General features: G+C 71.1%; 20 protein-coding genes and 3 tRNA genes. 14 read left to right on the forward strand and 9 right to left on the reverse strand.

The window, feature by feature from the left end; all coding sequences use genetic code 11:
* Nucleotides 1–44: 44 nt before the first annotated feature.
* The 8 genes from ACWDBB_RS02595 to rpmH form a co-directional block, all read right to left on the reverse strand.
* The gene (locus ACWDBB_RS02595) at nt 45–1,064 is read right to left on the reverse strand and encodes a ParB/RepB/Spo0J family partition protein (RefSeq protein ID WP_449787887.1); all 1,020 of its coding nucleotides are present in this window, start codon (nt 1,062–1,064) and stop codon (nt 45–47) included.
* Nucleotides 1,061–2,005: a ParA family protein gene (locus ACWDBB_RS02600; protein WP_449788097.1), complete on the reverse strand. Its 945-nt coding sequence runs from the start codon at nt 2,003–2,005 to the stop codon at nt 1,061–1,063. The genes ACWDBB_RS02595 and ACWDBB_RS02600 overlap by 4 nt, the downstream gene beginning before the upstream one ends.
* 271 nt (nt 2,006–2,276) lie before the next feature.
* The gene (gene rsmG / locus ACWDBB_RS02605) at nt 2,277–3,095 is read right to left on the reverse strand and encodes a 16S rRNA (guanine(527)-N(7))-methyltransferase RsmG (protein ID WP_449787888.1); all 819 of its coding nucleotides are present in this window, start codon (nt 3,093–3,095) and stop codon (nt 2,277–2,279) included.
* Between the two features lie 159 nt (nt 3,096–3,254).
* A complete protein-coding gene (locus tag ACWDBB_RS02610; protein ID WP_392868679.1) occupies nt 3,255–3,785 on the reverse strand; it encodes a Jag family protein in 531 nt (176 codons plus the stop codon).
* Between the two features lie 82 nt (nt 3,786–3,867).
* Nucleotides 3,868–5,025: a membrane protein insertase YidC gene (gene yidC / locus ACWDBB_RS02615; RefSeq protein WP_449787889.1), complete on the reverse strand. Its 1,158-nt coding sequence runs from the start codon at nt 5,023–5,025 to the stop codon at nt 3,868–3,870.
* Nucleotides 5,022–5,393: a membrane protein insertion efficiency factor YidD gene (gene yidD, locus ACWDBB_RS02620; RefSeq protein ID WP_402409082.1), complete on the reverse strand. Its 372-nt coding sequence runs from the start codon at nt 5,391–5,393 to the stop codon at nt 5,022–5,024. The genes yidC and yidD overlap by 4 nt, the downstream gene beginning before the upstream one ends.
* The gene (rnpA, locus tag ACWDBB_RS02625; RefSeq protein WP_392868684.1) at nt 5,390–5,818 is read right to left on the reverse strand and encodes a ribonuclease P protein component; all 429 of its coding nucleotides are present in this window, start codon (nt 5,816–5,818) and stop codon (nt 5,390–5,392) included. Before rnpA ends, yidD begins: the two co-directional genes overlap by 4 nt.
* An 18-nt stretch (nt 5,819–5,836) precedes the next feature.
* Nucleotides 5,837–5,974: a 50S ribosomal protein L34 gene (rpmH, locus tag ACWDBB_RS02630; protein WP_030059672.1), complete on the reverse strand. Its 138-nt coding sequence runs from the start codon at nt 5,972–5,974 to the stop codon at nt 5,837–5,839.
* A 354-nt stretch (nt 5,975–6,328) separates the two neighbouring features.
* Here rpmH and dnaA point away from each other — a divergent pair, with 354 nt between their 5' ends.
* The 13 genes from dnaA (at nt 6,329) to ACWDBB_RS02695 (ending at nt 21,760) form a co-directional block, all read left to right on the forward strand.
* A complete protein-coding gene (gene dnaA, locus ACWDBB_RS02635) occupies nt 6,329–8,164 on the forward strand; it encodes a chromosomal replication initiator protein DnaA (protein ID WP_449787890.1) in 1,836 nt (611 codons plus the stop codon).
* A 945-nt stretch (nt 8,165–9,109) separates the two neighbouring features.
* A complete protein-coding gene (dnaN, locus tag ACWDBB_RS02640; RefSeq protein ID WP_392868688.1) occupies nt 9,110–10,240 on the forward strand; it encodes a DNA polymerase III subunit beta in 1,131 nt (376 codons plus the stop codon).
* Between the two features lie 171 nt (nt 10,241–10,411).
* Complete coding sequence (gene gnd / locus ACWDBB_RS02645; protein WP_392868689.1) at nt 10,412–11,287, forward strand: phosphogluconate dehydrogenase (NAD(+)-dependent, decarboxylating); 876 nt, start codon at nt 10,412–10,414, stop codon at nt 11,285–11,287.
* Between the two features lie 41 nt (nt 11,288–11,328).
* Nucleotides 11,329–12,462, forward strand: a complete 1,134-nt coding sequence (recF, locus tag ACWDBB_RS02650) for a DNA replication/repair protein RecF (protein ID WP_392868691.1) — start codon at nt 11,329–11,331, stop codon at nt 12,460–12,462.
* A 145-nt stretch (nt 12,463–12,607) separates the two neighbouring features.
* Nucleotides 12,608–13,177 carry a DUF721 domain-containing protein gene (locus tag ACWDBB_RS02655; protein WP_449787891.1) on the forward strand — a complete coding sequence of 190 codons (570 nt, stop codon included), beginning with the start codon at nt 12,608–12,610 and terminating at the stop codon, nt 13,175–13,177.
* A gap of 269 nt (nt 13,178–13,446) precedes the next feature.
* Entirely contained in the window at nt 13,447–15,462 is a 2,016-nt protein-coding gene (gene gyrB / locus ACWDBB_RS02660; RefSeq protein WP_449787892.1) for a DNA topoisomerase (ATP-hydrolyzing) subunit B, read from the forward strand.
* Nucleotides 15,463–15,593: 131 nt separating this feature from the next.
* The gene (gyrA, locus tag ACWDBB_RS02665) at nt 15,594–18,131 is read left to right on the forward strand and encodes a DNA gyrase subunit A (RefSeq protein ID WP_449788098.1); all 2,538 of its coding nucleotides are present in this window, start codon (nt 15,594–15,596) and stop codon (nt 18,129–18,131) included.
* A 99-nt stretch (nt 18,132–18,230) separates the two neighbouring features.
* Entirely contained in the window at nt 18,231–19,040 is an 810-nt protein-coding gene (locus ACWDBB_RS02670; RefSeq protein WP_449787893.1) for a DUF3566 domain-containing protein, read from the forward strand.
* 260 nt (nt 19,041–19,300) lie between these two features.
* Entirely contained in the window at nt 19,301–20,695 is a 1,395-nt protein-coding gene (locus ACWDBB_RS02675; RefSeq protein ID WP_449787894.1) for a class I SAM-dependent methyltransferase, read from the forward strand.
* Between the two features lie 16 nt (nt 20,696–20,711).
* Nucleotides 20,712–20,788: transfer RNA gene (locus ACWDBB_RS02680), tRNA-Ile, on the forward strand.
* 110 nt (nt 20,789–20,898) lie between these two features.
* Nucleotides 20,899–20,972: transfer RNA gene (locus ACWDBB_RS02685), tRNA-Ile, on the forward strand.
* A gap of 402 nt (nt 20,973–21,374) precedes the next feature.
* Nucleotides 21,375–21,503 (forward strand): DLW-39 family protein, encoded by a 129-nt coding sequence (locus ACWDBB_RS02690; protein ID WP_014137031.1) that lies wholly within the window; start codon nt 21,375–21,377, stop codon nt 21,501–21,503.
* 184 nt (nt 21,504–21,687) lie between these two features.
* A tRNA-Ala gene (locus ACWDBB_RS02695) sits at nt 21,688–21,760 on the forward strand.
* A gap of 82 nt (nt 21,761–21,842) precedes the next feature.
* Here ACWDBB_RS02695 and ACWDBB_RS02700 read toward each other — a convergent pair.
* On the reverse strand, nt 21,843–22,580 hold the full coding sequence (locus ACWDBB_RS02700; RefSeq protein WP_449787895.1) for a DUF5324 family protein: 738 nt from the start codon (nt 22,578–22,580) through the stop codon (nt 21,843–21,845).
* 339 nt (nt 22,581–22,919) lie between these two features.
* Here ACWDBB_RS02700 and ACWDBB_RS02705 point away from each other — a divergent pair, with 339 nt between their 5' ends.
* Nucleotides 22,920–23,837, forward strand: coding sequence for a rhomboid family intramembrane serine protease (locus ACWDBB_RS02705; RefSeq protein WP_449787896.1), 918 nt, complete (start codon nt 22,920–22,922; stop codon nt 23,835–23,837).
* The last annotated feature ends 273 nt before the right edge of the window (nt 23,838–24,110 follow it).

Below are 24,110 nucleotides of genomic sequence, written 5' to 3' on the forward strand. Positions count from 1 at the left end.
AACACGCACCCATCGGGTCGTTCCCCTCGGCCGGCCGGTCCGGCTCAGCCCTGCGACAGCCGCAGACCGTCCTCACCGGGGGCCATGCTGTCCAGGATCCGGTTCAGGTCCTCCACCGAGCCGAACTCCAGCACCACCTTGCCCTTGCCCAGCTTGCCGCCGCGCTGCGACACCTCGACCTTGACCCGGGTGTCGAAGCGGTCCGACAGCCGGCTCGCCAGGTCGTTGAACGCCGGGGAGTTCAGCTTGCCGGCCTTCGGCGCCTGGCGCTTCGGCTTCTGCTCCAGCTTCATCACCTTGACGATCTCCTCGATGTTGCGCACCGTGAGACCCTCCGCGATGATCCGCTTGGCCAGCCGCTCCTGCTCGTCGGAGTCCGGCACACCGAGCAGCGCCCGGGCGTGCCCGGCCATCAGCGTTCCGGCCACCAGCCGGCGCTGGACGGACGGCGTGAGCTTCATCAACCGCAGGGTGTTGGTGACGTGCTCGCGCGAGCGGCCGATCCGGTCGGCCAGCTCCTCGTGGGTGCAGGAGAAGTCCCGCAGCAGCTGGTCGTAGGCGGCCGCCTCCTCCAGCGGGTTCAGCTCGGCCCGGTGCAGGTTCTCCAGGAGGGCGTCCAGCAGCAGCTTGTCGTCCTCGGTGGCCCGGACGATCGCCGGGATCCGCTCCAGCCCGGCCTCCCGGGAGGCGCGCCAGCGGCGCTCGCCCATGATCAGCTCGAAGCCGTCGGCACCGACCTGGCGCACCACGATCGGCTGGAGCAGCCCGACCTCCTTGATGGAGGTGACCAGCTCGGCCAGCTTGTCCTCGTCGAAGACCTCACGCGGCTGGCGGGGGTTGGGGGTGATCGCGTCCAGCGGCAGCTCGGCGAAGTAGGCACCGGCCGGCTGCACCTGCTCGGCCTGCTTCTCCGCGGCCACCCGGGCCGCCACCGTGCCGCGGCCGCCCGGCAGCGGCCGCACCGGGGCCGGTGCGGGTGCGGCTGCCGCCCCGCCGTCCACCGGCGCGGCGGGGCGGATCAACGCCTCCAGCCCTCGACCCAGACCAACCTTGCGAGCACTCACTGATGACCCTCCGTCGTGCCGTGCTGTGCCACCGGGGCTCCGTGCCCCGTCTGGCCGTCCCGCTGCTGACCCACCAGCGAGCCGCCCCGGCCCACCGCACGCAGCGCGAGCTCGCGGGCGGCCTCCAGGTAGGAGAGCGCCCCGGTCGAGCCCGGATCGTAGGTGAGCACCGTCTGCCCGTAGCTGGGCGCCTCCGAGATGCGCACCGAGCGCGGGATCGCCGTGCTCAGCACCTCTTGCGGGAAGTGGGTCCGGACCTCCTCGGCGACCTGGGCGGCCAGCCTGGTCCGGGCGTCGTACATGGTGAGCAGGATGGTCGACACGTGCAGTGCGGGGTTGAGGTGCGCGCGCACCAGCTCGACGTTGCGCAGCAGCTGGCCGAGGCCCTCCAACGCGTAGTACTCGCACTGGATCGGGATCATCACCTCCTGGCCGGCGACCAGGGCGTTGACCGTCAGCAGGCCCAGCGAGGGCGGACAGTCGATCAGGATGTAGTCGAGCGGCTGCTCGTAGGCGGCGATGGCGCGCTGGAGCCGGCTCTCCCGGGCCACCAGGGAGACCAGCTCGATCTCGGCGCCGGCCAGGTCGATGGTGGCGGGGACGCAGAACAGCCCCTCGACGTCGCGCACCGGCTGTACCACGTCGGCCAGCGGCTTGCCCTCCACCAGGACGTCGTAGACGGACGGCACCTCGGCGTGGTGGTCGATGCCGAGCGCCGTGGAGGCGTTGCCCTGCGGGTCGAGGTCGACGACCAGGACGCGTAGGCCGTGCATGGCGAGCGAGGCGGCCATGTTCACGGTGGTGGTGGTCTTGCCCACCCCACCCTTCTGGTTGGCGACCACGATCACCCGGGTGGCGACGGGCCGGGGCAGTCCCGCACCCGCTCGGCCGATCGCTCGAACCGCAGCCTGGGCAGCCCGTGCGATGGGCGTGTCATCGATCTGGTCGACGGTCTCCGAGTCCTGCATGGGGGTCAGTGTTTCACGTGAAACCGGAGCGGCAACAGTCGCCGCCCGGTCACGGCGGAGGATGCCCGAGAGCAAGGAGCGACGTTTCACGTGAAACACCATGCCCGCTATGTCGGAATTCTGACGTTGCGACACTCCGGTGTTCCGGCGTCGGCCGGACCGTCACCTGAACGACGACGGGCGGACGCCCCTCCCGTTCAGGAGGCCCGTCCGCCCGTCGTCGTCACGTGTCCGGAGTCCCGGATCAGCGGCCGCGGCGCCGCCCGGCCCGGCCGCGCTCACCGTTGCGGACGCTCGCGTTGCGGCCCGCCCGGGCCGCCTTGGCGCGCCGGGTGGCCGCCTTCACGCCGCCGGGGCTCTCCCCCGCCTTCACCTGGATCACCCGGGTGGAGGTCTCCAGGGTGCCCTCGCCGACCGCGATGACGCTCGACTCCACCGCGCCCAGCTTGGCCAGCCCGGCCCGCGAGTCGGCCAGCTCCTGCTCCGCGCTGTCCCCCTTGAGCGCCAGCATCTGCCCGTGCGGACGCAGCAGCGGCATGCCCCAGCCGGCCAGCCGGTCCAGCGGCGCCACCGCCCGGGCGGTCACCACGTCCACCGCGAGCTTGCCGACCATCTCCTCGGCGCGGCCGCGCAGCACCGTGACGTTGTCCAGCCCCAGCTCCCGGACGACCTCCTCCAGGAAGGTGGTCCGGCGCAGCAGCGGCTCCAGCAGCGTCACCGAGACGTCCGGACGGGCCAGCGCCACCGGGATGCCCGGCAGACCGGCCCCGGAGCCGACGTCGCACAGCGTGATGCCGGAGGGCAGCAGCTCGGCCAGCACCGCGCAGTTCAGCACGTGGCGGTCCCAGAGCCGGGGCACCTCACGGGGCCCGATCAGCCCGCGCTGCACACCCGCCGTGGCCAGCAGCTCGGTGTAGCGGACCGCAGCGTCGTAGCGCTCCCCGAAGACCTCCCGGGCGACGGCCGGCGCCTCGGCCAACTGCTCCGCCCCGGTGGCCCGCCCCTCAGCGGCCGGGTCCACGTCCGCCCCCGGCCGGCCGGCGGCCGCGTTCTCCGTGTCCATCTCGACCTCTCCGATCCCCGGATCCACCGACCCGCTCAACGCACTGTTTCACGTGAAACATCCCAGAAGGGACGACGACCCCGCCCGCACGAGGCGGACGGGGTCGCGTCCGGTGAAGCTCTCCGGCCGCCGTGGCGGTCGGTCGTCGACCTGTCGGCCTCAGACCGGCAGCACGACCACGCACCGCTGGGGCTCTTCGCCCTCGGACTCGCTGCGCAGGCCCGCCGCGGCGACCGCGTCGTGGACGACCTTGCGCTCGAAGGGCGTCATCGGCCGCAGCTTGACCTGCTCGCCGGTGCTCTTGGCCTGCTCGGCGGCCTTGGCGCCGAGCGCCGCCAGCTCCTCCCGCTTGCGGGCCCGGAAGCCGGCAATGTCCAGCATGAGGCGGCTGCGCTCACCGGTCTCCCGGTGGACAGCCAACCGGGTCAGCTCCTGGAGAGCCTCCAGCACCTCGCCGTCCTGGCCGACCAGGCGCTGCAGCGCGCGGTCGTTACCGTCACTGACGATGGAGACCAGGGCGCGGTCGCCCTCGACGTCCATGTCGATGTCACCGTCGAGGTCGGCGATGTCGAGCAGACCCTCCAGGTAGTCCGCCGCGATGTCGCCCTCCTGCTCCAGGCGGGAGATGAGGCTCTCGTCGGCGCTGGCGGCGGCCTCGGCCTCGACGGCGGAGGTGGTGCCTTCCGTCACTGATGGACTCCTTCGGAGATGGGCCCGTCTGTCGGGCCGGGGACGAAGCTCTTCGCGGCTGTCACGACGGGCTCGGGGCCGGTCAGGACTTCTTCTTCGGCCGCTGGCCGCCGCCGCGCTTCGGCTGCTGCCGAGTGCCCTGCTTGGTACCGGCGGGCTTGGCCGCGGCCTGCTTGGCGGCCGCCGGCTTGCCCTCGGACTCGGCGGGTGCGGAGTCGGCCGGCTCCTCGGCCGGGGTGTCCTTGTCCAGCTCGACGGTCGGCTGTCCGGCACCGCCCTGCTGGCGCTGGGACTTGCTCTGCCGACGGGGCTGCTGGCGGCGCACCTGCGCCGTCTCCTCGACCACCGCGGCGGCGCTGGCCGCCTCGCTGACGGCCGCCTTGGACGGGGGCAGCATGCCCCAGAGCGCGCCCTTGATCTCCGTACCGTCCGGACGCAGTCGGCCGGCCTTCTTCAGGCGCGCCTGGCGCTCCTGGAAGGCCTTGCTGCCCGGGGTCGGGTTGTTGTGGATGACGACCAGCTGCTGGCCCATCGACCAGACGTTGGTGGTCAGCCAGTAGACCAGGACACCGACGGGGAAGTTGATGCCCATCACGGCGAACATGATCGGGAAGACGTACATCAGCATCTTCTGCTGCTGCATGAACGGCGTCTTCACCGTGAGGTCGACGTTCTTCGTCATCAGCTGGCGCTGGGTGATGAACTGCGACAGCGACATCAGGATGATCATCACGGCGGTGACGATCTTGACGCTGGTCTCGGGGCTGCTGACGAAGGTCGCGGAGAGCGGGGCGCCGAAGATGTGCGCCTTGCCGGCGCTCACCAGCAGGTCACCGTGGATGACGCCGATGTCCTGGCCCTTGGCGACCTTGGCGAGCACACCGTAGAGGGCGGTGAAGAACGGCGCCTGGACGATGATGGGGAGGCAGCTGGAGAACGGGTTGGTACCCGCCTCCTTGTACAGCTTCATCATCTCTTCGGACTGGCGCTGCCGGTCGTTCTTGTAGCGCTCCTGGATGGCCTTCATCTTCGGCTGGATCGCCTGCATGGCCCGGGTCGCCTTGATCTGCTTCACGAAGAGCGGGATCAGGCAGATCCGGATGACGACCACCATCGAGGCGATGGCGAGGCCCCAGGCCCAGCCACCGTCCGGATTGAAGATGTGGCTGTACAGCGAGTGGAACTGGACGATGATCCAGGACACCGCTGTGTACAGGGGATTCAGGAAGGAGAAGGTCACCGGTCAGGCTCCTTGGACAGGTGGATTGGCCGCACGGGGCCAATGGTCGCCGGGCCCTCGGGGTCCGGACCGGCGGGGGTGGCGGTCACCGGGTCTCCGGTGGCGGACCGGCTGTTCAACCAGTCTCGCAACCGCCGGTGCCACACCGGATGCTTGCGCGGCGGGACGTGATCGACCCCGCCGGGCGTCCACGGATTGCAGCGCAGGATTCGCCACGCGGTCAGCCCGCCGCCCTTGACCGCCCCGTGCACCTTCACGGCCTCGTAGCCGTAGTGCGAGCAGGAGGGGTAATAGCGGCAGACCGGACCGAGCAGTGGGCTGATGGTCCACTGGTAGACCCTGATCAGACCCATCAGCAGGTACTTCATCGACCTGCTCCCGTCGGCGCCGTGGCGGCGGGCTCCGTCCTCAGCAACCGCTTCAGTGCCGCGTCCAGGTCACGTTCGAGGTCCTGGTACGAGGCGGTCGCGGCCTGGGGCAGCGCACGCACCACTATCAGGCTACCGGCGGGCAGCCTGAAGAGACGATCACGAACGAGGTGGCGCAACCGGCGCTTGACCAGGTTGCGGACAACCGCCGGGCCGACGGCCTTGCTCACGACGAAACCCGCACGCGCCGAAGGAGTCCCCTCGGCGACGTGCGGGCGGGAGTCGCTGGTCCGGTCGGTCTGCCCCTGCGGGTCACCCTCTCTGCTGAGATGGACGACCAGAAGGGGCCGGCCGGCCCGGCGACCGCGTTTCACCGCGGTCGCGAAGTCCTGGCGCCGCCGCAGCCGATTCTCGGAGGGCAGCACAACAGACTCTGGCGCGGATCAGGCGGACAGGCTGGCGCGGCCCTTGCCACGGCGGGCGGCCAGGATGGCGCGGCCGGCGCGGGTACGCATACGCAGCCGGAAGCCGTGGGTCTTCGCGCGACGACGGTTGTTCGGCTGGAAGGTGCGCTTGCTCACTCGGGGGCTCCTGAGGTGAATCGTAGGATGACGGGGAGTCGCTTGGCCGTCACCGTGCGTCCGCGTGATCTCCCCTGATTTCGGAAATCCGGCCCATCGCCCCAGTTCGGCTGGGGTCTGAGGCAATCCACGGCGCCCGTGCTGCGCGCCTTATGGAGCGGGTGGACCCGCGGACATGCGGCAGCGGCCATCGACAACTCGACCTGGTTACGGTACGCGGGACGGGGCGCGAGGGTCAAACCAGCCGCTCCCGACCCGTCTTACCCACAGCCTGTGGACAACGACTTGATCCCACCCTGTTCGCTGACTACCGTTGCAGAACTTGTCTGGTTTGTTCTTGGAAAGCGTGCACCAGTGGCTGATGTCAACAGCGACCTCGTCCCGGTCTGGGCCAGGGTCGTCGAGCGGCTGGTCAGCGACCCCGATGTCGCGGAGATGGACAAGCAGTGGGTGCAGCGCACCCAACCGATGTGGATGATGCACGACACCGCCCTGCTGGCGACCCCGAACGAGCGGGCCAAGCAGGTGCTGGAGGGCCGGCTGCTGCCGCAGCTGACCGAGGCCCTCAGCCGCGAGCTCAGCCGCCCGGTCCGGATCGCCGTGATGGTCGACGCCAACGCGGTGCCCACCACCCCCGCGCCCGCACCCCAGGCCCCCGCCGAGCCCTACCCCGGCCCGGCCGGGGAGGACGACTCCGACTACGGCGGCCAGGGCTACCAGCAGCCGTACGAGCACGGCCAGCCCTACGAGAAGGCGCAGCCGTACGAGCAGGACTACGAGCGCCCCCGCTACGACACCGGCGGCTACGAGCAGCGCCAGGCCCCGTACGGCGGCCCCGGCGGCGGCCCGGGCTGGCAGGGCTACCAGGAGCAGCCGCCGGCCTACCGCGACCCGGAGGAGCACGCGCCCCGGCCGCCGCGGCCCGTACCCGGCCCGCCCGCGACCACCCAGGGCGACCTCTTCGGCGGCGCCTACGGCCCCGGCCCGAACGAGCAGCCGCGCACCGGCGCAGGACGCCGGGCCGGCGGCTCCCGCCCCACCGGCGGACGCCCGGCGGAGAAGTCCGCCCCGGAACGCTCCGCCGAGCGGCCCGGCGTCCCCGGCGTGCCCGCCCCGCCCGGCGCTCCCCCGGCCGGCGGCTCCCGCAAGGACGAGCCGGCCGCCCGGCTGAACCCCAAGTACCTGTTCGACACCTTCGTCATCGGCGCCAGCAACCGCTTCGCGCACGCGGCGGCGGTGGCCGTCGCCGAGGCCCCGGCCAAGGCGTACAACCCGCTCTTCATCTACGGCGAGTCCGGGCTGGGCAAGACCCACCTGCTGCACGCCATCGGGCACTACTCGCGCAGCCTCTTCCCGGGCACCCGGGTGCGCTACGTGTCCTCGGAGGAGTTCACCAACGAGTTCATCAACTCGATCCGGGACGGCAAGGCGGACACCTTCCGCCGCCGCTACCGGGACATGGACATCCTGCTCGTGGACGACGTCCAGTTCCTCGCGAGCAAGGAGTCCACGCAGGAGGAGTTCTTCCACACCTTCAACACCCTGCACAACGCGAACAAGCAGATCGTCCTCTCCTCGGACCGGCCGCCCAAGCTGCTGACCACGCTGGAGGACCGGCTGCGCAACCGCTTCGAGTGGGGTCTGATCACCGACGTCACCCCGCCGGAGCTGGAGACCCGGATCGCGATCCTGCGCAAGAAGGCGATCCAGGAACAACTCAACGCTCCCGCCGACGTGTTGGAGTTCATCGCGTCCCGGATCACCCGGAACATCCGGGAGCTCGAGGGCGCGCTGATCCGGGTGACGGCCTTCGCCAACCTCAACCGGGCCCCGGTGGACCTGGAGCTGGCCGGGATCGTCCTCAAGGACCTGATCCCGGGCGGGGACGAGGACGCGGGACCGGAGATCACCGCACAGGTCATCATGCAGCAGACGGCCGCGTACTTCGGCCTGAGCGTGGACGACCTCTGCGGATCCTCGCGCAGCCGGGTGCTGGTGACGGCCCGGCAGATCGCGATGTACCTCTGCCGCGAGCTCACCGACCTCTCGCTGCCGAAGATCGGCGCGCAGTTCGGCGGCCGTGACCACACCACGGTGATGCACGCGGACCGCAAGATCCGCTCGCTGATGGCCGAGCGGCGCTCGATCTACAACCAGGTCACCGAACTCACCAACCGCATCAAGAGCTAGCCGGCGCGGCGCAGCGCCGCCACGAGACGGGCCCAGGGGCGTCAGGAGCGAATCCTGACGCCCCTTTCGCGTGTCCACAGGTGTGCGCCGCGCCCCGACGGGGCAGGGATGCGGTCGACGGACGATCCGCCAGTCCACAGCCCGCGCCGAACAACTGACCGGTGATTCGAAAACCGAGGGCGCGCAAGGCCGTTGTCCACAGGACCGGCCCCTTCTCCACCGTCCACAGGGTGGAGGGTGCGGAGTTATCCAGAATTCGTCCACAGGCCCGTCACCGCTACGCTCTTCCGCGCAGGTCAGGTGCCTGTGGACTTGTGCACAACGGTTATCCACAGGGTGTGGACAGTTGACCGACCGCCAGTGGGCCATCCGGGTTATCCACCGGTTGTCCCCAGGGGCGGGCCGGTTATCCCCAGGTTGTCCACAGCGGCGTCCACAGTTCGACAACCGTGGACTGGCGTTCATACCCTGGTGTGAAAGGCGTCACGAAAAGTTGACCGGCGCCCGTGGATAACCGGGCCCGGTTCTGGGGACAGCCCTGGGGATAACCTGTGGATACCGAGCGTGGCCTGTGGGTAACGCTCGGCTGTCCACAGCGCGGCCTGCCCGTCCACAGCCGCCGTCCACAGTCACTGTGGACAAAATTCGGGCCCTGACCTGCGGAAACAGGGTTATCCACGGTTTCCACAGGCCCTACTACTACCACTACACATTTAGACCCCGGACTTGCTTTCAAAGTGGGTGGGCCCCGAATCTGTGGACAACCGGCCTCCGACAACCGTTCGGGAAGCTTCCGCCCGTCTGCCCCGTCTGTCGGCGGAGTACGTCAGACTGTCCTTGCGACTGGAAGCGGAGCGACCGAGCTCGGCGGACAGCCGAACCGACGATCAAGATCAGACGAACCAGAGTGCGAGCGGGAGCGCTCGATCCAGGAGGCGGTTACCGGTGAAGTTCCGGGTGGAGCGTGACGTCCTCGCGGAGGCGGTGGCCTGGGCTGCCCGCAGCCTCCCGGCACGGCCGCCGGTGCCGGTGCTGGCCGGCCTGCTGCTGACCGCGCAGGAGGGCAGTCTGGCGCTGTCCGGCTTCGACTACGAGGTGTCGGCCCGGGTCGAGCTGGAGGCGGACGTCGAGGAGGCCGGCACCGTCCTGGTCTCCGGCCGGCTGCTGAACGACATCTCCCGCAACCTCCCCAACCGCCCGGTGGAGATCTCCACCGACGGCCAGCGGGTCAGCGTGGTCTGCGGCAGCTCCCGCTTCACCCTCCCCACCCTCCCGGTGGACGAGTACCCCGCGCTCCCCCAGATGCCGACCGCCACCGGCACCGTCTCCGGCGACGTCTTCGCCTCCGCCGTCAGCCAGGCCGCGGTCGCCGCCGGCCGGGACGACACCCTCCCGGTGCTCACCGGTGTCCGGGTCGAGATCGAGGGCGACCGGATCACCCTGGCCGCCACCGACCGCTACCGCTTCGCCGTCCGCGAGCTGCTGTGGAAGCCCGAGCAGTCGGACATCTCCGCCGTCGCGCTGGTCCCGGCCAAGACGCTCCAGGACATCGCCAAGTCCCTGGGCAGCGGCGACAACGTCTCCATCGCGCTCTCGTCGGGCGGCGCGGGCGAGGGCCTGATCGGTTTCGAGGGCGCCGGCCGCCGGACCACCACCCGGCTGCTGGAGGGCGAGTTCCCCAAGTTCCGCAGCCTGTTCCCGACCGAGTTCAACGCGGTCGCCGCGATCCAGACCCAGCCCTTCCTGGAGGCGCTCAAGCGCGTCTCGCTGGTCGCCGAGCGCAACACCCCGGTCCGCCTGAACTTCGAGGAGGGCGTGCTGACGCTGGAGGCCGGTTCGGGCGACGACGCCCAGGCCACCGAGCGGATCGAGGCCTCCCTGGAGGGCGACGCCATCTCGATCGCCTTCAACCCGGGCTACCTGGAGGAGGGCCTCAAGGCCATCGACTCCCCCTTCGCCCAGCTCAGCTTCACCACCCCGACCAAGCCCGCGCTGCTCAGCGGCAAGGTCTCGGTGGACGCCGAGGAGGACAAGGCCTACCAGTACCTGATCATGCCGGTCCGCCTCTCCGGCTGATCCCGCCACGTCCGACCGTCCACAGGCTGTGCACACCCGCTGTGCACAGCCTGTGGACGTCTCCCCCGCCCGGCCCGACCGCAGACGGCCGGGTCCGCTCCAGCGCGTAGGCTCAAGGAGTGCGGCAACGGCGCCGCCGGCAGGCACGTCACCACAGGTAAGGACTTGGTCATGGAGCTCGGCCTCATCGGTCTCGGCAAGATGGGCGGCAACATGCGCGAGCGGATCCGCCGCGCCGGCCACACCGTCATCGGCTACGACCGCAACCCGGACATCTCCGACGTCGAGAGCCTCCAGGAGCTCGTCACCAAGCTCCAGGGCCCGCGCGTGGTCTGGGTCATGGTTCCGGCGGGCGCCGCCACCCAGGCGACCGTCGACGAGCTCGCCGAGCTGCTCTCCCCCGGCGACGTGGTGGTCGACGGCGGCAACTCCCGCTGGACCGACGACGTCAAGCACGCCGAGGCGCTGGCCGCCAAGGGCATCGGTTTCGTGGACTGCGGCGTCTCCGGCGGCGTCTGGGGCCTGGAGAACGGCTACGCGCTGATGTACGGCGGCGACGCCGAGCACGTCGCCAAGGTCCAGCCGGTCTTCGACGCCCTGAAGCCCGAGGGCGACTTCGGCTCGGTGCACGCGGGCGCGGTGGGCGCCGGCCACTTCGCCAAGATGGTCCACAACGGCATCGAGTACGCGATGATGCAGGCCTTCGCCGAGGGCTGGGAGCTGCTGGAGGCCGCCCCCGAGGTCACCGACGTGCGCGAGATCTTCCGCAGCTGGCAGGAGGGCACCGTCATCCGCTCCTGGCTGCTGGACCTGGCCGTCCGCGCCCTGGACGAGGACGAGCACCTCGACAAGCTGCGCGGCTGGGCGGCCGACTCCGGCGAGGGCCGCTGGACCGTCGAGGCCGCGATCGACCACGCCGTGCCGCTGCCGGCGATCACCGCCTCGCTGTTCGCCCGCTTCGCCTCCCGCCAGGAGGACTCGCCGCAGATGAAGATGATCGCCGCGCTGCGCAACCAGTTCGGCGGCCACGCGGTCGAGTCCAAGTAACCAGCAGGTCCTCCCCAAGAAGGCGGGCGCAGTCCACAGCCATGCACGTCGCGCATCTGTCGCTCGCCGACTTCCGGTCGTACGCCCGGGCCGAGGTTCCCCTCGACCCGGGCGTGACCGCCTTCGTCGGGCCCAACGGCCAGGGCAAGACCAACCTGGTCGAGGCGATCGGCTACGTCGCCACCCTGGGCAGCCACCGGGTCGCCACCGACGCCCCGCTGATCCGGCTGGGCGCGGAACGCGCGGTGGTCCGCACCTCGGTGGTGGACCGCGGCCGCTCCACCCTGATCGAGCTGGAGCTCACCCCGGGCAAGGCCAACCGGGCCCGGATCAACCGCTCCGACAACGTCCGCCCGCGGGACGTGCTGGGCCTGCTGCGCACCGTGCTGTTCGCCCCCGAGGACCTCAGCCTGGTCAAGGGCGATCCGGGGGAGCGGCGGCGCTTCCTGGACGAGCTGCTGACCGCCCGGGCCCCCCGGCTGGCCGGGGTCCGGCAGGACTACGAGCGGGTGCTCAAGCAGCGCAACGCCCTGTTGAAGACCGCCGCGATGGCCCGCCGGGCCGGCGGCGGCAAGGGCGCGGACCTGTCCACCCTGGAGGTCTGGGACGGCCATCTGGCCCGTGCCGGAGCCGAGTTGACGGCCTTCCGGATCCAGCTGGTGGCCGCCCTCCAGCCACTGGTGGCGGCCGCGTACGGGCAGCTGGCCCCCGGCGGCGGCGAGACCGCCCTGGAGTACCGCAGCTCTTTCGAGGGGGAGCTGCCGAGCAGCCGAGAGCAGGCCGAGGAGCAGCTGCTGGACGCGCTGCGGGCGGTCCGCAAGCAGGAGGTCGAGCGCGGGGTGACCCTGGTCGGCCCGCACCGCGACGAGCTGGTGCTCAAGCTCGGCCCGCTGCCCGCCAAGGGCTACGCCAGCCACGGCGAGTCCTGGTCCTTCGCGCTGGCGCTGCGGCTGGCCTCGTACGAGCTGCTGCGCGCCGACGGCGGCGAGCCGGTGCTGATCCTGGACGACGTGTTCGCCGAGCTGGACGCCGCCCGCCGGGACCGGCTGGCCGAGCTGGTGGCCGACGGCGAGCAGGTGCTGGTGACCGCGGCGGTCGCCGAGGACGTGCCCAAGGCGCTGGCCGGCGCCCGGTTCGCGGTCTCCGACGGCGCGGTGCGCCGGATCGACGCCTGACCGCGCCCACACCGGCACCGTCACCGCACCTCGGTGCACCCCGGCCCCGGCCCCGGCCCGCCGGGCCCGGTCGCTCCCGTAGGCTGGACGGCTCAATGGCGCGCGACCGCGACCGTTGTCCACAGGCTGGGGAAAGGAGATCGCCGTGAGCGAGCCGGCGGAGCGCTCCCCCAGGCCCGGTGCCCCCGAGCCCGGTGCCGCCGAGTCCGGCGCCCCCGCGCCGACCGGTGCCGACCTCGCCCGCTCCGCGCTGCGGGCGGCCCGCGCCCAGGCCCGCCAGCGCGGCGACCAGGTCCGGGAGAAGCGCGAGGCGAAGCGGCACGGCCTGCGCAGCGGCGCCCGCTCGGACGGCCGTGACCCGGTCCCGCTCGGCGCCGCGCTCAACCGGCTGCTGACCGAGCGCGGCTGGGAGTCCTCGGCCGCCGTCGGCGGGGTGATGGGCCGCTGGCCGCAGATCGTGGGCCCGGACATCGCCGCGCACTGCCACCCCTCCTCCTACGACGAGGCCGCCGCGGTGCTCACCGTGCAGTGCGACTCCACCGCCTGGGCCACCCAACTGCGCTGGCTGGCACGGCAGTTGGTGGCCCGCCTGAACCACGAGCTGGGGCACGGGACGGTCCGGACCATCAAGGTGCTCGGCCCGGCGGCGCCCGCCCGCGGTTATGGCCGGCTGCGCGCGCCGGGGAGCAAGGGGCCGGGCGACACCTGGGGCTGACCGGGAAGTCGGACGGCCGCCCGGGGCCCCGGAACGGATGGCGATCTTCCGGAATCCCTGACAGCCCTTCCAGGCGCCCTGGGCCCCCCGGTCGAGTATCGGGACATGTGCAGAGGGGATTCAGGGCGGCATATCTGCCCTCAAGGGCTGCCAAACGCCCATCTCTGTCAGTCGTACCGGTAGACTGAGAGCCAAACACTGTTGCTAGTGGCAACCGAGTCGAAACGCTGTGGTCGCACGCCCGCCCGCACGGGGTGGGCATGCGGCCCGTGCTGTGCCAGAGAGGGCGCTTCGTGGCCGATTCCGGCAACCCCAGCCAGACCCCAGACCAGTCCGACCAGTCTTCCTACACCGGTAGCAACATCCAGGTGCTGGAAGGCCTCGACGCCGTCCGCAAGCGCCCCGGCATGTACATCGGTTCGACGGGCGAGCGCGGCCTGCACCACCTGGTGCAGGAGGTCGTGGACAACTCCGTCGACGAGGCGATGGCCGGGTACGCCGACACCATCGACGTCACGATCATGGCCGACGGCGCGATCCGCGTCGTCGACAATGGCCGAGGCATCCCCGTGGACATCGTCCCCGGCCAGGACAAGCCCGCCGTCGAGGTCGTGCTCACCGTCCTGCACGCGGGCGGCAAGTTCGGCGGTGGCGGCTACGCCGTCTCCGGCGGTCTGCACGGTGTCGGCGTCTCGGTGGTGAACGCGCTGTCCACCCGGCTCTCCGTGGAGATCCACAAGGACGGCCACATCTGGACCCAGGACTACAAGATGGGCGCGCCGACCGCCGCCCTGGTCAAGGGCGCGGAGACCGACCGCACCGGCACCACGGTGACCTTCTGGGCGGACGGCGACATCTTCGAGACCACCGTCTACTCCTTCGAGACGCTCTCCCGCCGCTTCCAGGAGATGGCCTTCCTCAACAAGGGCCTGTCCATCTCGCTGACCGACGAGCGCCCCGAGCACGTGGACGAGGAGGGCAAGCCGCTCTCCGTCACGTACAAGTACGACGGCGGCATCGCCGACTTCGTCGCCCACCTCAACTCCCGCAAGGGCGATGTCATCCACCCCTCGGTGATCGACTTCGAGGCGGAGGACAAGGACAAGGCGATCTCGGTGGAGGTCGCGATGCAGTGGAACTCCTCCTACACCGAGGGGGTCTACAGCTTCGCCAACACCATCCACACCCACGGCGGCGGCACCCACGAGGAGGGCTTCCGCGCCGCGCTGACCGGCCTGGTCAACCGCTACGCGCGGGACAAGAAGCTGCTCCGGGAGAAGGACGACAACCTCTCCGGCGAGGACATCCGCGAGGGCCTGACCGCGATCATCTCGGTCAAGCTCGGCGAGCCGCAGTTCGAGGGCCAGACCAAGGACAAGCTCGGCAACACCGAGGCCAAGACCTTCGTCCAGAAGGTCGTCCACGAGCAGCTCAACGACTGGCTGGACCGCAATCCCAACGAGGCCGCGGACATCATCCGCAAGTCCATTCAGGCCGCCACCGCGCGCGTCGCCGCCCGCAAGGCCCGCGACCTCACCCGCCGCAAGGGCCTGCTGGAGTCCGCCTCGCTGCCGGGCAAGCTCTCCGACTGCCAGTCCAAGGACCCGTCCGAGTGCGAGATCTTCATCGTCGAGGGTGACTCCGCGGGCGGCTCGGCCAAGCAGGGCCGCGACCCGCGCACCCAGGCCATCCTGCCGATCCGCGGCAAGATCCTGAACGTCGAGAAGGCCCGGATCGACAAGGTCCTCCAGAACACCGAGGTCCAGGCCCTCATCTCGGCCTTCGGCTGCGGCATCCAGGAGGACTACGACGAGTCCAAGCTGCGGTACCACAAGATCGTCCTGATGGCCGACGCCGACGTCGACGGACAGCACATCCGCACCCTGCTGCTCACCCTGCTGTTCCGCTTCATGCGGCCGCTGGTCGAGTCCGGGTACGTCTATCTCGCCATGCCCCCGCTGTACAAGATCAAGTGGGGCAAGGACGACTTCGAGTACGCCTACTCCGACCGCGAGCGCGACGCCTTGGTCGCCGCCGGGGTGGAGGCCGGGCGCCGGCTGCCCAAGGACGACGCGATCCAGCGCTTCAAGGGTCTCGGCGAGATGAACGCCGAGGAGCTCCGGGTCACCACCATGGACGCCGAGCACCGCCTGCTGCTCCAGGTCACCCTCGAGGACGCCGCCCGTGCCGACGAGCTGTTCTCCGTGCTGATGGGCGAGGACGTCGAGGCCCGCCGCTCCTTCATCCAGCGCAACGCCAAGGACGTCCGCTTCCTGGACGTGTGACGCCTGCACCCCAGGCCCCGCACGTTCCAGTCCGCGTGAAAGGAAACTGACCACCAGTGGTCGACGACAACCGTCCCGAAGGCGACCAGCCCGAGACCCCCGACACCGCCGAGGCCACCGCCCAGGCGACGATGCGGATCGAGCCGGTCGAGCTCGAGACCGAGATGCAGCGCTCGTACCTCGACTACGCGATGAGCGTGATCGTCAGCCGTGCGCTGCCCGAGGTCCGCGACGGCCTCAAGCCGGTGCACCGCCGCGTGCTCTACGCGATGTACGACGGCGGGTACCGCCCCGAGAAGGGCTACTACAAGTGCGCCCGCGTCGTCGGCGACGTCATGGGCAACTACCACCCGCACGGTGACACCTCGATCTACGACACCGTGGTCCGCCTGGCCCAGCCGTGGTCGATGCGGATGCCGCTGGTGGACGGCAACGGCAACTTCGGATCCCCGGGCAACGACCCGGCAGCGGCCATGCGCTACACCGAGTGCAAGATGATGCCGCTGGCCATGGAGATGATGCGCGACATCGACGAGGAGACCGTCGACTTCGCGCCGAACTACGACGGCCGCTCGCAGGAGCCCACCGTCCTGCCCGCGCGCTTCCCCAACCTGCTGGTCAACGGTGCCACCGGCATCGCGGTCGGCATGGCCACCAACATCCCCCCGCACAACCTCCGCGAGGTCGCCTCCGGCGCACTCTGGTACCTGGAGAACCCGGAGGCCTCCGCCGAGGAGCTGCTGGACGCCCTGGTCGAGCGGATCAAGGGCCCGGACTTCCCGACCGGTGCGCTGATCGTCGGCCGCCGCGGGATCGACGACTACTACCGCACCGGCCGCGGCTCGGTCACCATGCGCGCCGTGGTCGAGGTCGAGGAGATCCAGGGCCGCCAGTGCCTGGTGATCACCGAGCTGCCGTACCAGGTCAACCCGGACAACCTCGCGCTGAAGATCGCCGACCTGGTGAAGGACGGCAAGATCGCCGGCATCGCCGACGTCCGCGACGAGTCCTCGTCGCGCACCGGCACCCGCCTGGTGGTCGTGCTCAAGCGCGACGCCGTGGCCAAGGTCGTGCTGAACAACCTGTACAAGCACACCGAGCTGCAGACCAACTTCGGCGCCAACATGCTGGCCCTGGTCGACGGCGTGCCGCGCACCCTGTCGCTGGACGCCTTCATCCGGCACTGGGTCAACCACCAGGTCGAGGTCATCGTCCGGCGCACCACCTTCCGCCTGCGCAAGGCCGAGGAGCGCGCCCACATCCTGCGCGCCCTGCTCAAGGCCCTGGACCTGATCGACGAGGTCATCGCGCTGATCCGGGCCTCGGCCAGCGCCGACGCCGCCCGCACCGGCCTGATGGGCCTGCTCGACATCGACGAGCTCCAGGCCAACGCGATCCTGGAGATGCAGCTGCGTCGCCTGGCCGCGCTGGAGAGCCAGCGGATCATGGACGAGCACGACGAGCTCCAGCGCAAGATCGACGAGTACAACGCGATCCTGGCCTCGCCGACCCGCCAGCGGGAGATCATCTCCGAGGAGCTCGCCGCGATCGTCGAGAAGTACGGCGACGAGCGGCGCTCCACCCTCATCCCCTCCGACGGCGACCTCTCCATCGAGGACCTCATCGCCGAGGAGGACATCGTCGTCACCATCACCCGTGGCGGCTACGTCAAGCGGACCCGCTCCGACCTCTACCGCTCGCAGAAGCGCGGCGGCAAGGGCGTGCGCGGTGCCCAGCTGAAGCAGGACGACATCGTCGACCACTTCTTCGTGACGACGACCCACAACTGGATCCTGTTCTTCACCAACAAGGGCCGGGTCTACCGGGCCAAGGGCTACGAGCTGCCGGACGCCGGGCGCGACGCCCGCGGCCAGCACGTCGCCAACCTGCTGGCCTTCCAGCCGGAGGAGCACATCGCCCAGGTGATGGCCGTCCGCACCTACGAGGACAAGCCGTACCTGGTCCTCGCCACCCGGGCCGGCCTGGTGAAGAAGTCCCCGCTCAAGGACTACGACTCCCCGCGCTCCGGCGGCCTGATCGCGATCAACCTGCGCCAGGACGAGGAGGGCCGGGACGACGAGCTGATCGGCGCCGAGCTGGTCTCCGCCGAGGACGACCTGCTGCTGGTCTCCAAGAAGGCCCAGTCGATCCGCTTCACCGCGACCGACGACGCCCTGCGCCCCACCGGCCGCGCCACCTCCGGCGTCAAGGGCATGGCCTTCCGCGAGGACGACGAGCTGCTCTCGATGAACGTCGTCCGACCGGGCACCTACGTCTTCACCGCCACCGACGGCGGCTACGCCAAGCGCACCGGTGTGGACGAGTACCGTGTCCAGGGGCGCGGCGGCTACGGCACCAAGGCGGCGAAGATCGTCGAGGGCCGGGGGTCGCTGGTCGGCGCGCTCGTGGTCGACGAATCCGACGAGATCATGGCGATCACCCTCTCGGGCGGGGTGATCCGCACGAGGGTTTCCGAGGTTCGTGAAACCGGACGTGACACCATGGGCGTCCAACTGATCAACCTCGGAAAGCGCGACGCGGTCGTGGGCATGGCCCGCAACGCGGAGGCCGAGGACGAGGAGACGGCGGAGGACGAGGTGGCGGGTACCGAGTCCACCGACACGGCCGAGGGTGCGGAGACGGCGGTCGGCGGAGACGTCGAGGCCTGATCCGAACCGCAGACCGGTGCCGCCGCGTCCGAATGGATGGACGCGGCGGCACCGGACGCCGACCAGTTCCGGGCAATCCCGCCGGGCGCTGGATGACGAGTGACGAAGCAGGGCGGCGCCGCCGTCCTGGTGGAAGTGCGGGAGGACCAGGTGAGTGGAGCCACGGGTGCTGCGGGAGGAACCTCCGGCGGCCGTCCGGGCGCGCAGGGCGGGGGTTCGTACGGTGTGCCGCAGCCGCCGAACGAGCACCCGGCCGCGTCCACCTCGCTGATGCCACCGGTCGGCGGAGCGGGCCAGAGCGGTGCGACCTACGGCGGGCAGACGCCCACGTCGTCGAGCAGCCAGGCCCCCGGCTCGGGCGGCTTCTCGCAGCCGACCACGTACGCCAAGGGGCAGCCGACCCCGCCCCGGGGGACCCGGACCGGGGGCAACACCCCGGCCGGCGGAACCCCGGTGGGCGGCGCCCCCGCCGGCGGGGCGGCGCGTCGGCCCGCACCCGCCCCCGCCGCCGCGGCGGCAGGCGGCCCCGGTCTCGGCCGGACCCGCAAGGCCCGGCTGCGGGTGACCAAGGTCGACCCGTGGTCCGTGATGAAGGTCAGCTTCCTGCTGTCGCTGGCCGTCGGCATCATCCTCATCGTGGCCTCGGCCGTGCTGTGGATGACGCTGGACTCGCTCGGCGTCTTCGACTCGCTGACCAAGACCCTCAAGGACGTCACCGGCTCGGACAGCAACGGCGGTCTCAACCTGATGGACTACGTCGGCTTCGGCAAGGTGATGACCTTCACCACGCTGATCTCCGTGGTCGACGTCGTCCTGCTGACCGCCCTGTCCACGCTCTCCGCCTTCATCTACAACGCGGCGGCCGGCTTCACCGGCGGCGTCGAGCTCACCCTGGCCGAAGAGGACTGATCCTGGCCGGAACCTGACGTTCGCTCAGTTTCCCGTCCGGGGACGGAATGTACGGGCCCCACCGGCTGTTGTTGCCGGTGGGGCCCGTCGGCATTTCGGGTGACAGCCGGCCGCCCGCGGCGCGCCGCCCGGAAACCGGGCGGCCGCGGTGGGATTAGCTGCTGCCACCCGTCCCGCGCCTGGGAGTGCCGCAGGCCGCCCCCCGGTCCGCACGACCGGGTCAGCTGAGGTTCCGAAGGACGACTGGACGGAGGCGCGCGGTGGCGAAGCTCGCAGGTCAACTGGTCGAGGCCCTGGAAGGGCTGTTGGGGGTCCCGGTACCACTGCGGGTCCAGGTGTGGGACGGCAGCGTCGCGGGGCCGCCGGGCGCGCCCACCGTGGTCCTGCGCAACCGCCGGGCGCTGCGCCGGTTGATCTGGCAGCCGGACGAGCTGGGCCTGGCCCGCGCCTACGTCGCGGGGGACCTCGAAGTCGCCCCCGGCACCGACCTGTACGAGACGCTCTCCGCCGTCGCCCGCTTCGCCGAGCGTCCGGAGATCCGCACCCTGGTCCTCGGGCCGCGCGACGTGCTCGGCGCCAGGGGCCGCCGGGTGCTCGTCGCCGCGCTGCGGGCCGGGGCGGTCGGTCCGGAGCCCGAGCCGCCCCGCGAGGAGGTCCGCAAGGCCCAGGGGCGGCTGCACAGCCGTAGCCGGGACCGCGCGGCCATCAGCCACCACTACGACGTCGGCAACGACTTCTACCGGATCGTGCTGGGCTCCTCGATGGTCTACTCGTGCGCCTACTGGACGCCCGAGGCGAAGAGCCTGGAGGCCGCCCAGGAGGCCAAGCTCGACCTGATCTGCCGCAAGCTCGGCCTGCGCCCCGGGATGCGCCTGCTGGACGTCGGCTGCGGCTGGGGCTCGCTGCTGCTGCACGCGGCGAAGCACTACGGGGTCACCGCGGTCGGGGTCTCCATCTCCCGGGAACAGGTCGCGCTGGCCCGCGCCCGGGTCGAGGAGGCCGGGCTGTCCGACCGGGTCGAGGTCCGGCTCCAGGACTACCGGGAGATCGCCGACGGGCCCTTCGACGCGATCTCCAGCGTCGGGATGGCCGAGCACGTCGGCTCCGAGCAGTACCGGGTCTACGCCGAGGGCCTGTACCGGCTGCTGGTGCCCGGCGGCCGGCTGCTCAACCACCAGATCGCCCGCCGCCCCGATCACCCCGGTGAGCCGCACCGCACCAGCCCCTTCATCAACCGCTACGTCTTCCCCGACGGCGAGCTCTCCCCCGTCGGTTCCACCGTGGCCCGGCTGGAGGAGGCCGGCTTCGAGGTCCGGGACGTCGAGTCGCTGCGCGAGCACTACGCGCTGACCCTGCGCGAATGGGTGGCCAACCTGGAGGCGCACTGGACGGAGGCGGTCGGGCTGGTCGGCCGCGGCCGGGCCCGGGTCTGGCGGCTCTACATGGCGGCCTCCGCGCTCGCCTTCGAGCAGAACCGGATCGGGATCAACCAGGTGCTCGCCGTCCGCAGCACCGAGGAGGGCTCGGCGGGCCTGCCGCCGACCCGCGAGGAGTGGCTGCTGCGCCCCTCCTCCGGCGTGCCGCAGCTGGTCGCGGGGGGTGCCGCCGCAGCCCCGGCCGACCCGGATTTGGGAGATCGGCCGTCGGTCCGCTAATCTTTCAGTGCGGCAAGGGCCTATAGCTCAGACGGTTAGAGCGCTTCCCTGATAAGGAAGAGGCCACAGGTTCAAGTCCTGTTAGGCCCACCACCGCGAAGGGCCCGGAGTGATCCACTCCGGGCCCTTCGATCTTCCCGATCTCGTCGAGATCGGGCGGAGCGACGGGTCGGCCGGAATCCGGTACGATCTCTGTTCGGCGAGGGCCTATAGCTCAGACGGTTAGAGCGCTTCCCTGATAAGGAAGAGGCCACAGGTTCAAGTCCTGTTAGGCCCACCTCCCCGAAGGGCCCGGAGTGATCCACTCCGGGCCCTTCGGCGTTTTCCGCCGCGGGCCGGGGTGGCTCCGGCGAACGGCACGGCCGTGGCGGTGGCGGTCGCGCCGGAGAGCCCCGCGGACCCGGCGGCGGGACGGACCTGACCTGGGGCGCCAGGCCGCTCCGGAGCCGGTCGGACCGCCCGACAGGAGGTGCGGCGTCAATCCTGGGACCGGACCGCCGGGTTGGCCGTGCCGGTGGCTGGTCACGATTGGGACACCGGTGTGTATCATCGGCCGCAAGGGCAGTCTGGCACCCGGCCGCCCCGTTCGCGCTCGAAACACAACTGGACTCGTCGGCCCGGTCAGTCCGGCCGGATCCGGCTGTTGAGTCCACCAACGCAAGAAGGACGAGGTCCCGCGGTGAAGAAGCTTCTCCTGGTCGCCCTGGTCGCCCTCGGCGGCTTCTTTGTCTACCGTCAGGTCCAGGCGGACCGCGCCGAGCAGGACCTGTGGACCGAGGCCACCGACCCGGTCCCGGCCGGTCGCTGAGCAACCGGCGATCTGACGATCGACGAATTCCGGAGGCGCCCCTCAGCGCCTCCCGGGCCGGCCGGCCCGGTCGAAGAACCGGACCGGCCGACCCCAGGGAACGGCACGGTTCCCGGGGGAGGGCGCTGGGAATCGCGCCGGAACCCGGTACGCTAGTGCCCGTTGGCACGCGCGGTGCCGTCGAGGGGCATTAGCTCAGTTGGTAGAGCGCTGCCTTTGCAAGGCAGATGTCAGGAGTTCGAGTCTCCTATGCTCCACAGTTCACAGCGATAGCCGATCGGCCGTCGACCAGGATCCTGGTCGACGGCCGATCGGCGTTTTCCGGTCCTTCCCGTCCGCTCAGCGCGGCCCGGGGTCGTCCTCGGCGGAGGGGCCGTCGCTCCCGGCGGCCGGGGCCCCGTCCGTCGGTTCGGAGGTGGCCTCCGGGCCGGAGCCGTTCACCGGGCCGGAGGTGGCGTGTGCGCCGGCCGGCCGGGGTTCCTGCGCGGCCGGGGGCTCGACCAGCCACTCCGGGTTGCTGTGCCGGTGCCACCACTGCCAGGCGACGACGCCGCCGCCGATCGCCAGCAGGCCGGCCACGGCGAGGCCGGCGGCCAGGCGGTTGCAGCGCTCCTTCCTGGCGTTCCGGGCGGCCAGCTTGCTGATCTCGGCCGAGCTGACGTGGCCGTGGAGGGCGGTCAGTGCGGCGGCGCCGCGGGCCTGGGCCTCCTGGGCGACCGGGACGACCGTGGCGCGGGCCTCCTCGACCGCCTGGGTGACCCTGGGGACGACGGTGGCGCGGGTCTGGTCCGCGGCCCGGGCGGCGGACAGCCGGGCCGCCAGGGCGGCCTCCTGGGCCCGGTGCAGGGCCTTCAGGGCGTTCTGCTGGGCCTCCGGCGGGAGGCTGGCGAAGGCGTGGCGGAACTGCGGGGCCAGGTGCCTGTCGTACTGGCCGCGGAGGTTGTGGGCGGCCAGGGCGGCCTTCGGACCGAAGGCGTCCAAGGCGGGGCCGAGGCGCTGCTTGGCGCCGTCCGCGAAGTGTGCGGCGGTGTCCCGGGTCCTGGTGGCCGTCTCTCGGGCCGAATCCGAAAAGCTCACGAGTCTCTCCTCCTGGGTGGCGTCCCGTCCTATATGCACATATCCACCTGAATACTGATCATGCATCCTGATTTGTCCGAAGGCATGTCGGGTGGGCCGTGCGTGGGGTCCCTGCGGGGCGGGTCGGTGGTGAGGTGGGGTGTGGGCCGGGTGTGGGGTTGGGCGTGTCGGGTGGGCCGTGCGTGGGGTCCCTGCGGGGCGGGCCGGTGGGGAGGCGAGGTGCGGGCAGGGTTCGGGGTGGGCCGTGCGTGGGCCCTTGCGGGGCGGGCCGGTGGGGGAGGACTGGGGAGTCCGATCCGGGGACGGGGGGTGCGGCAGTAGGCTGGCGGCTTTGAGGTCATGTACGGGAAGGGGACCCCGCTGATGCTCCCGGACGAGCCGCGGCCGACGGCCGATCGGTCCCCGGAGGCCGGACTGCCCGGCTGCTACCGGCACCCGCAGACCCCCACCGGGGTCTCCTGCTCCCGCTGTGAGCGGCCGATCTGCCCGCACTGCATGGTGACCGCCTCGGTGGGCTTCCAGTGCCCGGAGTGCGTCGGCAACGGCCACGCCGGGGCGCGGCGGGCGACCACCCGGTTCGGTGGGGCCCTGGCCGCCGACGGCGGGCTGGTCACCCGGGTGCTGATCGGGATCAACGTCGTGGTCTGGGTGCTGGCGGCCTACGTGCTCACCCCGCGGCTCGGCCAGATCTGGTTGCTGATCAGCGCGGGGGCGGACACCCTCGGCGGCCCGGCCGGTGTCGCCGACGGCCCGCACCAGTGGTACCGGCTGCTGACCGCCACCTTCCTGCACCTGGAGTGGTGGCACGTCGGGATGAACATGCTGGTGCTGTTCTGGCTCGGCCCGGCACTGGAGCAGGCGCTCGGCCGGCTGCGCTTCCTGGCCGTCTACCTGGTCGCCGGCCTGGGCGGCAGCACCTTCGCCTTCCTGGTGGCCGGCCACGAGATGAGCTCGCTGGGCGCCTCCGGGGCGGTCTTCGGTCTGATCGGCGCCACGATCGTGATGCAGTTGCGGGACAAGGGCCCGCTCGGCCCGGCGATGGCGTTCCTGGTCTTCAACCTGATCGTCACCTTCTCCCGCCCGGGCATCGACTGGCGGGCGCACATCGGCGGCCTGCTGCTCGGCTCGCTGACCGCGGCCGGCCTGATGTACGCCCCGCGCGAGCGCCGCGGCCTGGTCCAGGCCCTGACGGTGGTGGGCGCGCTGGCGGTCGAGGCGGGGATGCTGCTGGCCGGGATGGCCCTGTACGGGGCGTGACCCTTCGAGCGTTTGTCCACAGCGGGTGCGGGGTTGTGCACAAGCTGTGCGACCACCCGGCTGTGGACTGCTGTTCTACGCGTGTCCTGCTGTGCGGTTCTCCCGTTCCCGGGGAGTTGTGCACAGCTGTGGACGGCTCTGTCCGGGAAAGTTATCCACAGGCCGGGGGGACTTTTCCCCAGTGTGGATAACCATGTGGATAAGCACGCCAGTCCGATGGTGGGAACAACCGACCGGATTCCCGCCCGGCTGCGGGCACGCCTGACCGCCGTC

Source organism: Kitasatospora sp. NPDC001095, from assembly GCF_053598615.1.